This window comes from Streptomyces sp. NPDC048479 (assembly GCF_040651435.1).
In the GTDB taxonomy this organism is placed as follows: domain Bacteria; phylum Actinomycetota; class Actinomycetes; order Streptomycetales; family Streptomycetaceae; genus Streptomyces.
In genome coordinates this window covers 1-13,491 of record NZ_JBEZKA010000019.1, presented here as the reverse complement: position 1 = coordinate 13,491, position 13,491 = coordinate 1, and the positions used below count along the sequence as shown (strand labels likewise).

The following is a 13,491-nucleotide window of genomic DNA, read 5'->3' as shown; positions in this document are numbered from 1 at the left end:
CCGGGATGCCTGACATGCCATCACCTCTCACTCTCGCCCTTGAATGGGCCCGTGACGTGCGCCGACCGCGCTAGGCTAAACGTAGATTTATTCTACGTAATATCGAACCTACGTTTGCGGAGGCGAGGGGTGGGCCGGTGAGCATCTTCAAGGGCAGGGCGCTGGACCTGGAGCGGTTGGGCCGCCAGCTTGGTCTGGTTGCCCGGGGGGCGGGGACCACGCGCGGTCAGGCTGTGATCATGACTGGGCGGCGGCGGGTGGGGAAGTCGCGGCTGGCTCAGGAGTTCTGCGATCGATCCGGGCTGCCGTACGTGGTCTTCCAGGCCACGCGAGGCCGCAACCCTGTGGCCGAGCGGGCGGATTTCGCCGCCACGCTCGCGCAGTCGCCGCTACCCGGGGCGGAGCTGGTGGCAGGGCTGCAGGCGGGCGACTGGAACCAGGCGCTGCGGTCCCTGGCCGTCGCACTGCCCGACGACACCCCAAGCGTCGTGGTGATCGACGAGGTGCCGTGGCTGGTGGAGCAGGACCGAGAGTTCGAGGGTGCGCTGCAGACGGTCTGGGACCGGCACCTGTCCGCCAAACCCTTGTTGCTGATCCTGGTCGGCAGCGATATCTCGGTGATGGAGGCGCTGCAGTCATACGGCCGCCCGTTCTTCGGGCGGGCGACGAAGATGACCGTCAATCCGCTGCACCTGGGGGATGTGCGGACCGCCACCGGGCTGGGCGCGGCAGAGGCGGTGGATGCCCTGCTGATCACTGGGGGGTATCCAGAGATCGTCCAGTCCTGGCGGCCGGGGATGAGCCGTACCGACTTCCTGGCCGAGGCGGTGGCTCGCCCGCTCTCACCGTTGCTGGTGGCGGGCGAGCTGTCGCTGTTGGGTGAGTTCCCCGAGGCGTCCCACGCCCGGGCGGTGCTGGGGGCTGTCGGCAGCGGGGAGCGGACATTCTCTACGATCGCCGCTCAAGCCGGCGGCGCGGGTGCGTTGCCCTCCGGGGTGCTGACCCCGCTGCTGAACATGCTGCTGGACAAGCGAGTGCTGGCCGCCGACCTCCCGCTGTCGGCCAAACCCGACCGCAAGAACAAGCGTTATCGCATCGCCGACCCGTATCTGCGATTTTGGCTGGCCTTTCTGCAGCGCAGCCTGCCGCTGATCGAACGCGGCCGAGGCGACCTGGCGCTGGAACGCATCGAACGCGGCTGGAGCAGCTGGCGAGGGCGGGCGGTAGAGCCGATCGTCCGCGAGTCGCTGCTGAGGCTGCTGCCCGCCGAGGCGTGGCCGGACACCGAAGCGGTCGGCGGCTGGTGGAACCGGCAGAACAACCCCGAGATCGACCTGATCGGCGCCGACCGGGAGCCGGTGGCCGGGCAGGTGCACTTCCTCGGCTCCATCAAGTGGCTGGAGGACCGGCCCTTCGACCGCCACGACTACGACGCCCTGGTCCGCGACATGCTCGCTGTGCCGGGCGCGGGAACGGACACCCCTCTGGTCGCGGTCTCACGCAGTGGTCTCGCCGACGGCCTGCCGCTCGCGGCCCACTGGGGTCCGGAGGACCTCGTACGCGCCTGGCAGTGACCAGCAGGGCGCTTGCCCTGGGGGATGGTTATGACGCGCTGGCTGAGGAAGGTCTCGTAGTTGGTCAGGCCGGCGACTGCCACGCGCACGAAGTAGTCGGGGCTGCCGGACAACCGGCGTAGTTCGATGACCTCCTCGGCGCGTTGCCCCGCGGGGAAGGCGGCCGCGATGGTCGACAGGGTCCCTGGCCTGATCATCGCGGCGCCGAGTCCCCGACGACCCGCCACACGATCGGCTGGTTGTGTTGTCGCGTCGGGTGGGCGCCGGGTTCCACTCTCCGGACAGCCGGGCCACGATCTGGGCGGGGTGGCGTGGGGCCGTTCGCTTGGGTGCCGGCCGATTTGAGCTACGGCGACCGTCAAGCGTCCGTTTGGCGAGCTTGGCCCAGCACTCGCGTGGCGCGACGACCTCCGGGAGATGGCGGCGCGCTCGACGTTCGAGCCTTGCCGACAAGGGAAAGAACGTCTGGTTCCGCGGCTGCATCCGTAGGCCGATGGGACATCCGCCTGGGCCGACGACGCGTACCCGTACGCGGCGCGCCACCGCTTCGCGAGCTTGTTAGTCCATTGGACGGCAAAGGCAAAGGCAAGGAGAGCTCTCTCCTTGCCACTCTCAACGTATAGCGCGCTGGGGGGCTTGCCGCAAGACCCGGGTCACGGCGCAGAATCGTCGGCCGATGCCACAACCTGCGGAAATGGGGGCACGACGTGCGTGTGTTGTTGTCGACGTATGGGGGATGCGGTGACGTCGAACCAGTGGTGGGACCGGCAGTGCAGTTGCATGTGCTCGGCGCGGAGGTGTGGGGGTGCGCGCCGCACGACTGGGCGGAGCGGCCGGCCGACTCGTCAGAGGGAATGCAACCAGGGATGAGGACGTGCTCGGCAAGAGGTTCGACGGAGTGGGAGGTGCCGGTAATTCGATCGGCCACCGCAGTAGAACGGAACACGGCTGCCTCAGAGGTGTCGCGATGAGTGAGCAGTACGTGTTGGATCTTCAAGAGGTTGGCGAGACGCAGGTCGCGGTCGTCGGTGGCAAGGGCGCGCACCTGGGCGCGCTGTCGCGGATCGAAGGCATCCGCGTGCCGGCCGGCTTCTGCGTGACGACGGACGCCTTCCGGCGGATCATGGCGGAAGCGTCGATCGACGAGCGGCTCGATCAGTTGGCGCGCCTGAACCCGGACGACCGGGAGGCGATCCGCACGCTCAGCGCGGAGATCCGCCGGACCATCGAAGGGATCGCCATCCCGGACGATCTCGCGGCGGCGATCACCCGCGCGCTCGGCCGGCGAGGCGAGCTCGGCGAGCAGGCCGCCTACGCCGTCCGATCCAGCGCGACGGCAGAGGACCTGCCCACGGCCTCCTTCGCCGGCCAGCAGGACACCTATTTGAACGTCATGGGGCCGACGGCGATCCTCCAGCACGTCAGCCGGTGCTGGGCCTCGCTCTTCACCGAGCGGGCCGTGACGTACCGCCGGCGGAACGGCATCGACCACCGTACGGTCCACATGGCCGTGGTCGTGCAGCAGATGGTCTTCCCGCATGCGGCCGGCATCCTGTTCACGGCCGACCCCGTCACGGGCAACCGGAAGGTCGCCACCGTGGACGCCGGCTTCGGCCTGGGCGAGGCCCTGGTCTCCGGCCTCGTGAACCCGGACGTCTTCAAGGTGCGAAACGGCGAAGTCGTCGTCAAGGCGATCGCCGCCAAACAGCGCGCAGTTCACGCCCTGCCGGCCGGCGGTACGCAGGAAGTGGCGGTCGACTCGCAGCGGCAGGAGCAGCCGGCGCTGACGGACGCTCAGGCCGTGCGGCTCGTGCAGCTCGGGCGGCGGATCGAAGCGCACTTCGGCCGCCCGCAGGACATCGAATGGTGCCTGGTCGACGATGACTTCCAGATCGTTCAGAGCCGGCCGATCACGACGCTGTTCCCCGTCCCCGAGATCGACGACCAGGAGAATCACGTCTACGTCTCCGTTGGTCATGGGCAGATGATGACCGACCCCATGAAGCCCCTGGGGTTCTCCATGTGGCAGTTGACGGCCATGGTGCCGATGCACGAGGCCGGAGGGAGGCTGTTCGTCGACGTCACCCGGCGCCTGGCCTCGCCCGCGAGCCGCGCCGGCCTCCTGGACGCCACGGGGAAGGGCGATCCGCTGATCAGGAACGCTCTGGAGACCGTCCTCGACCGCGACGATTTCGTCCCGTCGCTCCCGGACGCGGGCCCCGGCGGGCCGCCGGCCGGCGGTGCGCCCGCCCCGATCAAGACCGATCCGGCCATCGTCAACGAGCTGATCGAGCGCAGCCAGGTGTCCATCGCCGCCCTGGAGCGCGACGTCCGGACGAAGACCGGACCGGCGCTGTTCGACTTTTTGCTGGAGGCCTTCGAGGAGCACAAGCGGGTCCTCAGTGATCCGCTGAGCATTCAGGCGATCATGGCGGGGATGGAGGCCACGTGGTGGCTCAACGACCAGCTGCAGGAGTGGCTGGGCGAGAAGAACGCGGCTGACACGCTGACCCTGTCCGCCCCCGACAACATCACGTCGGAGATGGGACTGGCGCTGCTCGACGTCGCGGACGTGATCCGCCCGCGGCCGGAGGTGGTGGCGTTCCTGCAGGGCGTCGAGAACCTCGACGACGCCGGCTTCCTCGACGAGCTGGCGAAAGTCGCGGGCGGGACCGAAGCGCGCGACGCCATCGAGGCCTACCTCGACCGGTACGGCATGCGCTGCGTCGGCGAGATCGACATCACGAGGCCACGTTGGCGCGAGCGCCCCACCACGCTCGTGCCCGTGATCCTCGACAACGTCAGGAACTTCGGGCCGGGCGCCGCCGAGCGGCGCTTCGAGCAAGGGCGGCAGAAGGCGCAGCAGAAGGAACAGGACGTGCTGTCCCGCTTGCGGGCCCTGCCGGACGGGGACCAGAAAGCCGACGAGGCCAAGCGGATGATCGACCGGGTCAGAACCTTCATCGGGTACCGGGAGTACCCGAAGTACGGCATCGTCAGCCGCTACTTCGTCTACAAGCAGGCCCTGTTGGAGGAGGCCGAGCGCCTCGTGCAGGCCGACGTGCTTCCTGAGAAGGAGGACATCTTCTACCTCACGTTCCAGGAACTCCACGACGTCGTGCGCTCGAACCAGGTGGATGACCGGCTCATCAAGGAGCGCAAGGACGCGTTCCGGTCGTACCACGCACTCACACCGCCCCGGGTGCTCACCTCGGATGGTGAGGCCGTCACCGGGGCGTACCGGCGCGACGACGTGCCGGACGGCGCCCTGATCGGCGTACCGGTCTCCGCCGGGACCATCGAGGGAAGGGCCCGGGTCATCCTCGACATGGCGGAGGCCGATCTCGAAGCGGGCGACATCCTGGTCACGGCCTTCACGGATCCCAGCTGGTCGCCACTGTTCGTCGGAATCGCAGGCCTGGTGACGGAGGTGGGCGGCCTGATGACCCATGGCGCGGTGATCGCCCGGGAGTACGGCCTGCCGGCTGTCGTGGGCGTGGAGCAGGCCACCCGGCTGATCCGGGACGGGCAGCGGATCCGCGTACACGGAACCGACGGGTACGTCGAGATCCTGCCTTGACAAGGCGGGGCTCTCTGCTCACATCCGTCTCGTCCGACCGGTCAGGAAGGCGCGCCGGTCAGGACTTCCACCTTGCCGGTGTCGAGCGAGTAGTAGGCGCCGACCACGGCAAGGGCGCCCTTTTCCACGAGTGGGGCCAGATCCTGGTTGGAGCGCAGGTCGTCCGCGGTCAGCTTGACCTGGGCACGGGCCATGGTCTCGACCGGGTCGGCACCGCCTTCCCGGACTGCCTGCTCGTACGCCGGCCGCAGAGCCTTGGCGATCGCCTCCAGGTTGCCGGGCAGCGGTTTGCCGTCACGGATGGACTTGTACGCCGCCTCGACGGCGCCGCAACGCTGATGCCCGAGGACCACGATGAGCGGAGTGCCACTCGTCATGGGTCCGTACTCCACGGAACCCGTGACCACCGGGCCGACCGCCTCCCCGCCCGTGCGCATCACGTAAAGGTCGCCCAGCCCGGTGTCGAAGAGGAGTTCAGGCGGCACCCGGGAGTCGATGCACGAGAGGATCGCCCCGAAGGGTTCCTGCTTCTCGGCTACGAACTGGCGCCGGTCCGGATCCCGGTCGGGGTGTCGAAGATCTCCGCTCACCCAGCGCTTGTTGCCGTCCATCAGTCTCGCGAATGCCGCGGCGGGCGTGGCCGGCCGCGCTTCCGGCGAAGCGCTGGTCGCCGACGGAGCGGCGCTCGTCGATGAGCACCCCGCAAGCGTGACCATGGCGAACCCAAGTCCGCCGGCGAGCAGAGTTCTGCGATCCGGATGTCCCGCTCTGTCCATCGATCGTTCCCCTCAGTCCACTGAGACGCGTCCATACGTCTTGACCAGGGCGATTGTTCAGCGCGGTGGGGGAGCCCGACGGCAGGCGCAAGGGGGCGAGGGCTGCTTTGCCACCGACGGCCCACAGGACGGGGGCTGTCCCACATCGGCGGCAGGCTGTTTGGATGCTTCGCGTTCCTAGGGGCCGCCGGTCTCGTCCGCCAGTTCCGCGATGACCTCGGCGTGGCAGCGTTCCGGTGCGCACCAGCAGCCGAGTCTGTGGCCGCGCAGGGCGGGGAGGAGCGCGAGGAGGTCCGGGCGGGACAGCAGGTGGGTGCGGTACTTCTCGAGGACCTCTTGGCGGGTGCCGTCGGGGCCGGGGCGGAACGGGCTCGCCAGGGGGGAGCCGTCGAGGTGCCAGCCGCCGCGGTGCATGGCGCGGCCCACGTACACGACGTCCGCGTAGTCGGGGTCGTCGCGATGGCCCTTGAGGTTGACGACCGTCGTCCGCTTCATGTGCTGGATCCTCCGGTTCAGGCCGTGTCCCGCCAGGTGAAGACCGCGCAGGTCGTGGTGGCATGCGCGTACAGCTTGGCGTCGGCGGCGCCGACCACCCGTGCCTCGGCGGTCGCCGTCGTACGGCCGGCGTGGATGACAGTGCCTTCACAGCGCAGGGTCTGCGTGTCGGCGAACACCGGGCGCACAAGATTCACCCCGAGCTGGATGGTGGTGTACGCGCGGCCGGGCGGCAGCGTTGTCATGACCGCGCTGCCGAGGGCCGAGTCGAGCAGTGTGGCCAGAAAACCGCCGTGGACGCTGCCCATCGGGTTGAGCAGATGCTCCCCGGGCTCGCCCTCGAAGACGGCGCGGCCCTCGTCGGCCTCCACGAGGTGGAAGCCGAGAGTCCCGCAGATCGGCGCTTGCGGGTAGTGGCCCTCGAGGCTGCGCCGGAGCAGTTCGAGGCCTGAGTGCGGGCCGGCGTCGGCGTAGCTCGTCGGCGGTGCCCAGGTGTGGGTACGTGAGTGGCGCGCGGCAGTGGCGTCTGCTGACGGTGGGCTGGTGGGCCGGGTCATCCTCGGTCTCCTCGGTGGTGGTGCGGGCAGGGTGCCCGCGGGCCGCGCAACACGTGGTCCGCGGGCACCGTGCGTTGCGGTCAGGGGAGCTTGGCTGCCAGCAGGTCCACAGGGCGGATGTCAGGGGCCGAGCTCAGCATCGTCTCCGCCGCTTCCATCAGCGCCGCGGCGATCCGGCCCTGCAGATGGCCGGCCCGTCCCTCCTCGTTCTCGAACGTGTCGAAGACCCCGAAGACCTTGGCGCTCTCCCGGAACGCGAACCAGGTGACCGTGTGCTCCTCTTCGCGGGCGAGCTGCAGCGCCCCGCGCAACAGGGCCTCGACCTCGTCGGCGTACTCCGGCTTGGCTTCGATCCTGGCCAGCAGTCCGATGTTCATCGCGTGTCACTCCGTACGTCGTCGTTGGCGTCCCGATCAAGCGGGACGTCCACAAAGCTATGGCCGCGATCAGGGCTCTTCCAGTGGCGCAAACGGCGTGTCCGATACCGTTTCCGCCATGGATGTGGCAGTGCTGGCGTACGACGGCGTATTCGACTCAGGGCTCTCGGCGATTCTCGATGTGCTCGACGGGGCCAACGCGATGCGGGACGAGCTTCCCCTGCCGCCGCCCGCCTGGCGGGTGAGGACCGTCGGCTTCCGCCGCCGGGTCCGCACCGGCGCGGGCCACCTCGTCATCACCGAGCCGGCGGCAGGGGCCGAGCGGGCGGACCTGCTGATAGTGCCGGCCCTCGCCGAGCGGCGGCCCGACGCGCTTCTCGCTCATGTCTCGGGACCCGCATCGGCAGCCGTACGGAGTCTCGTGGCCGATGCGCGCGGGCGCGGCACACCCCTCGCCTCGGCCTGTACGGGCACCTTTCTGCTGGCCGAGGCGGGGGTGCTCGACGGGCGGAAGGCGACCACCAGCTGGTGGCTGGCGCCGGTCTTCCGGAAGCGTTATCCGGCGGTCACCCTCGACGAGACCCGGATGGTGACCGCATCGGACGGCGTGACGACGGCCGGCGCGGCCTTCGGGCACGTCGACCTCGCGCTGGCGGTCGTCCGGATGAGCAGCCCGGCGCTGGCCGATCTTGTCGCCCGCTATCTGGTCGTCGACGAACGGCCGTCCCAGTCGGCGTACACCATCCCGAGCGCGCTCGCCCAGAGCGATCCGGTCGTCGCCGCCTTCGAACGCTGGGCCAGGCTGCATCTGGAGGAGCCGATCAGCGTCAGTGCGGCGGCGCGTTCGGTGGGGGTGAGCGAACGCACCCTCCAGCGGACCCTGCGCCGCGTACTCGGCACGTCTCCCGTGCGCTTCGTCCAGGACCTGCGGGTCGAACAGGCCTCGCACCTGCTGCGGACGACCGACATGTCCCTGGCCTCCATCGCCCGCAAGGTCGGCTACGAGCACGCGAACACCCTGCGGATCCTGCTGCGTGAGCGGACGGGCAGCACGGCGGGCGCTCTGCGCAGTCGCTGAACAGCTGTACGGCGACGACAACAATCCTCAGTTGGAATTGACAACTCTCTCCCTGCGCGGCAGGGTTGAGTCGGTCAGTTTGAAAATCAGACTGACGCCGGGAGCTGAGGAGGCTGTCGTGATGCGGGACGCGGTGATCGTCGAGGCGGTTCGTACGCCCATGGGCAAGGGCAAGCGGGGAGGAGCGCTGCACGAAGAGCGCCCCGTGGACCTGCTCGCCCGCACACTCGCGGCGCTCGTCGAGCGGGCCGGGATCGATCCCGTACTCGTCGACGACGTCATCGGCGGCTGCGTGACCCAGGTCGGGGACCAGTCGCTCAACATCACCCGCCATGCGGTGCTGGCCGCCGGCTTCCCCGAGAGCGTGCCGGGCATGACCGTGGACCGGCAGTGCGGCTCGTCCCAGCAGGCCGCGCACATCGCGGCGCAGGGTGTGATCAGCGGGGCCTACGACATCGCGATCGCCTGCGGCGTCGAGTCGATGTCCCGGGTGCCGATGGGCTCCAATGTGCTGCCGGGCAGCGACCCGTTCGGGCGGCGGCTCGGCGAGCGGTATCCGCAGGGGCTGGTCGGCCAGGGGATCAGCGCGGAGCTGATCGCGGCGCGCTGGAAGATCTCGCGGGAGGAGCTGGACGCCTTCGCGCTGGAGTCGCACCGGCGTGCCGCGGGTGCCTGGGAGCGCGGGGAGTTCGACCGGGAGGTCGCCTGGACCGGACAGCGGGACGAGAACGTACGGCCCGGCACATCGACCGAGGCGCTCGCGGGGCTCAAGCCCGCGTACTACGACCCGGCCATGGAAGAGCGGTTCCCTGAGATCGGCTGGCGCGTCACGGCGGGCAACAGCTCGCCGGTCAACGACGGCGCGGCGGCACTGCTGATCATGGGTGCCGATGTGGCGGAGCGGCTCGGGCTGCGGCCACGCGCGCGGTTCCACTCGTTCGCGGTTGCCGGGGACGATCCGCTGCTGATGCTCACGGCGATCATGCCGGCCACCGAGAAGGTACTGGCCAGGGCGGGGCTGACCACTGGCGACATCGATCTGTACGAGGTGAACGAGGCGTTCGCGTCGGTGGTGCTCGCCTGGCAGCGGGAGACCGGCGTCGAGGCGGACCGGCTCAATGTGCGCGGCGGCGCGATCTCCATCGGTCATCCACTGGGCGGCAGCGGGGCGCGCATCATGACGACCCTGCTGCACAACCTGGAGGACCGCGGCGGGCGGTACGGGCTGCAGACGATGTGCGAGGCGGGAGGGCTGGCCAACGCCACGATCATCGAGCGCCTCTGACAGCGATGGCGGCGGTGGTCGCGCTCTTGTCCGGAACGATTGAATACGCAACTTACCGTTCTAGGATGAGCCGCATGTCGAAGAGCATCCATCCCAGAGAGTGCTCCATCGCCGACGCGCTCGACCTGGTCGGCGAGCGCTGGACGCTGCTCGCCGTACGCGAACTCAGCCATGGCGTCCGCCGCTTCGACCAGATCGTCCGCAACACCGGGGCGTCCCGCGACATCCTCACGGCCCGGCTGCGCAAGCTGGAGGCGGCGGGCGCCGTCCGGCGCGAGCAGTACAACGCACACCCGCCGCGCTACGAGTATCACCTGACCCTCGCCGGCCAGGAGCTCGGCGACGTACTCCTCACGCTCATGAAGTGGGGCGACCGGCATCTCAACCCCGAGGATCCGCCGGTGACCTGGCAGCACTCGTGCGGCGAGACCCTCGATCCGGTGGTCATCTGCGCGCACTGCGGCGAGCCGGCACGCAAGGGTGCGCACTCGCCGACCGGCCGCGGAGCCCTGACCGCCGACTGAATCCTCTGCTCGTCGGATCAGTTCGCGGGCAGTGCCTGCGGATAGCCGATGGACGCGATGTCCTCGGCGAGATCGGCCGGTGTGCGGCCCGGACTCAGCCGCGGATCCAGCGCCGAGATCACCTCGGACGTCAGCGGACGCGCCCGCCTCGATGCTGCTGCTGTTCACGCCGGGCGCGCCGCGCGAGGAGTACTTCGAGAAGGTCGCCGAGGTCGCCGCCGAGTGGTCGCCACAGGACCGGGCGGAGTTCTTCATCAAGCACGACACCTACTGGACGGACTGACCGGGCGCGAGGCCGGTCTTGAGGCCCGCGCCGCAGAGCGGGACGACGGCGGTGCGGTCGGTCCAGCCGCCCGCGGCGGCCCAGCAGGCCACCCCGGTCGACTCGACGAAGAGACCGCGGGTGGCCAGATCGAGCTGCGCGGCGCGGATCTGATCCTCCGTCACCGTGAGAAAAGTCCCGCCGGTTTCGCGTACGGCCCGCAGGATCTGGCGGGCGTGCGGCGGACGCGGGATGGCGATGCCCTCGGCGAGCGTGGGCCCGAACTCCACCTTCTCGTCGAGGAGTTCCTCGGCGCCGGCGTGAAAGGCCGCTGCCAGCGGGGAGACGGCCTCGGCCTGGACGGCGATCAGGGCGGGGCGCTCGGAGATCAGGCCGTGCATGTGGAGTTCGGCGAGGGCGAGCGACGCGCCGAGGAGGAGTGTGCCGTTGCCGACGGGGACGACGATCGCCTCGGGGAGCCGGCCGCCGAGCTCCTCCCACAGCTCGTAGACGTAGGTCTTCGTGCCGTGCAGGAAGTACGGGTTGTAGACGTGGCTCGCGTAGAAGGTGCCGGGTGCGCCGGCGGCGGCGCGGGCGGCCACGGCGGTGGCTTCGCGGTCGCCCGGGACGAGTTCGAGGTGCGCGCCGTGCGCCCGGATCTGCTCCACCTTCTTGGCGGAGGTGGCCTCGGGGACGTACACCGTGCAGTCGAGACCCGCCCGTGCGCAGTACGCGGCGACGGCCGTGCCCGCGTTACCGCTGCTGTCGGCGATCACGCGCCGGGGAGAGAGACCCCGGGCGAGCTCCGCCAGCATCACCGCGCCGCGGTCCTTGAAGGAGAGCGTCGGCATCAGGAAGTCGAGCTTGGCGGAGACGGTGGCGGTGAGCGGGACGAGCGGGGTGCGGCCCTCGCCGAGTGAGGTGGCGGCGGGCGCGGAGAGCGGCAGCGCCTCCTCGTACCGCCACAGTGAATTGACCCGGCCCGGAAGGGAGTTCAGGTCGACGGGCGAGGCGGTGAAGTTCAGGTCCCACGGGCCGCGGCAGTCGGGGCAGCACCAGCCGGCCGCCTCGACGGGGGAGACGGTATCGCAGTCGGGGCAGTGATACGAGGTCATGATTCGTCAGCATGGCAGTTGTGTTGCGCAGGTGCTAAGACGCCCTCCTGACTCTTGTGGGATTCCTATGGATCCGCCAATCTTTCGCTCGGCAGGCGAGACAAGGACACTGCGGATTCAGCTGCGATTCGTTGTCATGCTCCTGCCGCAATCCCCCACAGCAGCGCACCACCAATGAGGAGGACCCCTCACATGTCTGTGATGCGTAACTCGCGGCGAAGACTCGCTGCGGCAAGCGCCATAGCCGTCGCCGCGCTCGCGCTCGGCACGGCGTCCGCTCTCCCCGCCATCGCGGTCGAGGCGGCTCCGGAAGGCGTAATCCAGAACGCCGGCGCTCCCGGAGCCATCGCGGGCAGCTACATCGTCACCCTCGACGAGTCCGCGCCCGACGCAGGCTCCAAGGCGGGCAAGGCACTTGCGCAGGAGTACGGCGCGAAGATCAAGAAGACGTACGACGCCGCGCTGAACGGCTACGCCGTCGAGCTGTCCGAGGCGCAGGCCAAGAAGTTCGCCGCGGACCCGGCTGTTGAGTCCGTGGTGCAGAACCGCGTCTTCAAGGCGACCGGCACCCAGCCCAGCCCGCCGTCCTGGGGCCTGGACCGGATCGATCAGAAGGCCCTGCCGCTGAACCAGAGTTACACCTACCCGGACACCGCGGGCGAGGGGGTGACGGCGTACATCATCGACACCGGTGTACGGATCACGCACAGCGACTTCGGCGGCCGGGCGTCGTACGGCTATGACGCCATCGACAACGACAACACCGCGCAGGACGGCAACGGCCACGGCACGCATGTCGCCGCCAATGTCGCCGGATCCTCGTACGGCGTGGCCAAGAAGGCCAAGGTCGTCGGCGTCCGTGTGCTCGACAACTCGGGCTCGGGCACGACCGAGCAGGTCGTCGCCGGCATCGACTGGGTGACGCAGAACGCCGTCAAGCCGGCCGTCGCCAATATGAGCCTGGGCGGCGGCATCGACACCGCCCTCGACACCGCGGTGCGCAACTCCATCGCCTCCGGCGTCACCTACGCGGTCGCGGCGGGCAACGACGGAGCGAACGCCTCCGACTACTCGCCCGCGCGCGTGGCCGAGGCCATCACCGTCGGCTCCACGACCAGCACCGACGCCCGCTCCAGCTTCTCCAACTACGGCAGCGCGCTGGACATCTTCGCGCCGGGCTCGTCGATCACCTCGGCCTGGAACACCAGCGACACCGCGACGAACACCATCTCGGGCACCTCGATGGCGACGCCGCACGTCACCGGCGCGGCCGCGCTCTACCTGGCGGCCAACAAGGCGGCGACCCCGGCCCAGGTCTCCGCGGCCCTGGCCTCCGCCGCCACGAGCGGCGTGGTCGGCAGCCCGGGCACCGGCTCGCCGAACCGCCTGCTGTACGTCGGCACCGGCGACACCCCGCCGCCCGGCAAGAAGTTCGAGAACACCGCGGACTACGCGATCAGCGACAACGCCACCACCGAGTCGCCGGTCACCGTCGGCGGGGTCACCGGGAACGCGCCGGCGAACCTGAGCGTGCCGGTCGACATCAAGCACACGTACATCGGTGACCTGAAGATCGACCTGGTCGCTCCGGACGGGACGGTCTACAACCTGAAGGCGTACGGGACCGGCGGCAGCGCGGACAACGTGATCACCACGTACACGGTGAACGCGTCGTCGGAGGTCGCGAACGGCGCCTGGAAGCTGCGGGTCAGTGACAACGCGGCGCAGGACGTCGGCAAGATCGACTCCTGGGCTCTGCAGTTCTGAGCTCCCTCAGGTCTGGTCTCTGAGTGAGCGGGAGGGGGCGGCGGCGGTGTGCCGATCCTCGCCTGCACGCTCGACCACAACAGCCTGGTGGGGGCGGCCGA

The 13,491-nt window shown here is 69.6% G+C and carries 12 protein-coding genes and 1 pseudogene; 7 read left to right on the top strand and 6 right to left on the bottom strand.

Translation table 11 applies throughout. The features are described 5' to 3' along the window. Positions 1-137 precede the first annotated feature (137 nt). Complete coding sequence (locus AB0D12_RS26780) at positions 138-1,574, top strand: DUF234 domain-containing protein (RefSeq protein WP_362687802.1); 1,437 nt, start codon at positions 138-140, stop codon at positions 1,572-1,574. Between the two features lie 77 nt (positions 1,575-1,651). Here AB0D12_RS26780 and AB0D12_RS26775 read toward each other — a convergent pair. Then, positions 1,652-1,771: pseudogene (locus AB0D12_RS26775) on the bottom strand (hypothetical protein); the annotation flags it as partial. 770 nt (positions 1,772-2,541) lie between these two features. Between AB0D12_RS26775 and rph the strand changes: the two are divergent. After that, positions 2,542-5,154: a rifamycin-inactivating phosphotransferase gene (rph, locus tag AB0D12_RS26770; RefSeq protein WP_362687799.1), complete on the top strand. Its 2,613-nt coding sequence runs from the start codon at positions 2,542-2,544 to the stop codon at positions 5,152-5,154. 41 nt (positions 5,155-5,195) lie between these two features. Here the strand turns inward: rph and AB0D12_RS26765 are convergent, their stop codons facing one another. From AB0D12_RS26765 to AB0D12_RS26750, 4 genes are all read right to left on the bottom strand, one after another. Further along, on the bottom strand, positions 5,196-5,765 hold the full coding sequence (locus AB0D12_RS26765) for a carbonic anhydrase (RefSeq protein ID WP_362687796.1): 570 nt from the start codon (positions 5,763-5,765) through the stop codon (positions 5,196-5,198). A gap of 342 nt (positions 5,766-6,107) precedes the next feature. Next, positions 6,108-6,425: a DUF4326 domain-containing protein gene (locus AB0D12_RS26760; RefSeq protein WP_362687794.1), complete on the bottom strand. Its 318-nt coding sequence runs from the start codon at positions 6,423-6,425 to the stop codon at positions 6,108-6,110. A gap of 17 nt (positions 6,426-6,442) precedes the next feature. Further along, positions 6,443-6,982: a PaaI family thioesterase gene (locus AB0D12_RS26755; protein WP_362687791.1), complete on the bottom strand. Its 540-nt coding sequence runs from the start codon at positions 6,980-6,982 to the stop codon at positions 6,443-6,445. A gap of 80 nt (positions 6,983-7,062) precedes the next feature. Then, positions 7,063-7,359, bottom strand: coding sequence for an antibiotic biosynthesis monooxygenase (locus tag AB0D12_RS26750; RefSeq protein WP_362687788.1), 297 nt, complete (start codon positions 7,357-7,359; stop codon positions 7,063-7,065). A gap of 118 nt (positions 7,360-7,477) precedes the next feature. Here AB0D12_RS26750 and AB0D12_RS26745 point away from each other — a divergent pair, with 118 nt between their 5' ends. From AB0D12_RS26745 to AB0D12_RS26730, 4 genes are all read left to right on the top strand, one after another. Further along, complete coding sequence (locus AB0D12_RS26745; protein WP_362687785.1) at positions 7,478-8,437, top strand: helix-turn-helix domain-containing protein; 960 nt, start codon at positions 7,478-7,480, stop codon at positions 8,435-8,437. Positions 8,438-8,558: 121 nt separating this feature from the next. Then, positions 8,559-9,722 carry a thiolase family protein gene (locus AB0D12_RS26740; RefSeq protein ID WP_362687783.1) on the top strand — a complete coding sequence of 388 codons (1,164 nt, stop codon included), beginning with the start codon at positions 8,559-8,561 and terminating at the stop codon, positions 9,720-9,722. A 74-nt stretch (positions 9,723-9,796) separates the two neighbouring features. Next, positions 9,797-10,246, top strand: coding sequence for a helix-turn-helix domain-containing protein (locus tag AB0D12_RS26735; protein ID WP_362687780.1), 450 nt, complete (start codon positions 9,797-9,799; stop codon positions 10,244-10,246). A 151-nt stretch (positions 10,247-10,397) separates the two neighbouring features. Further along, on the top strand, positions 10,398-10,529 hold the full coding sequence (locus AB0D12_RS26730) for a hypothetical protein (RefSeq protein WP_362687777.1): 132 nt from the start codon (positions 10,398-10,400) through the stop codon (positions 10,527-10,529). Here AB0D12_RS26730 and AB0D12_RS26725 read toward each other — a convergent pair. Next, entirely contained in the window at positions 10,514-11,623 is a 1,110-nt protein-coding gene (locus AB0D12_RS26725; RefSeq protein ID WP_362687774.1) for a threonine synthase, read from the bottom strand. The genes AB0D12_RS26730 and AB0D12_RS26725 overlap by 16 nt on opposite strands. Positions 11,624-11,815: 192 nt before the next feature. On the opposite strand from AB0D12_RS26725, the gene AB0D12_RS26720 reads away from it, so the two are divergent. Further along, complete coding sequence (locus AB0D12_RS26720; RefSeq protein ID WP_362687771.1) at positions 11,816-13,390, top strand: S8 family peptidase; 1,575 nt, start codon at positions 11,816-11,818, stop codon at positions 13,388-13,390. Positions 13,391-13,491: the final 101 nt, after the last annotated feature.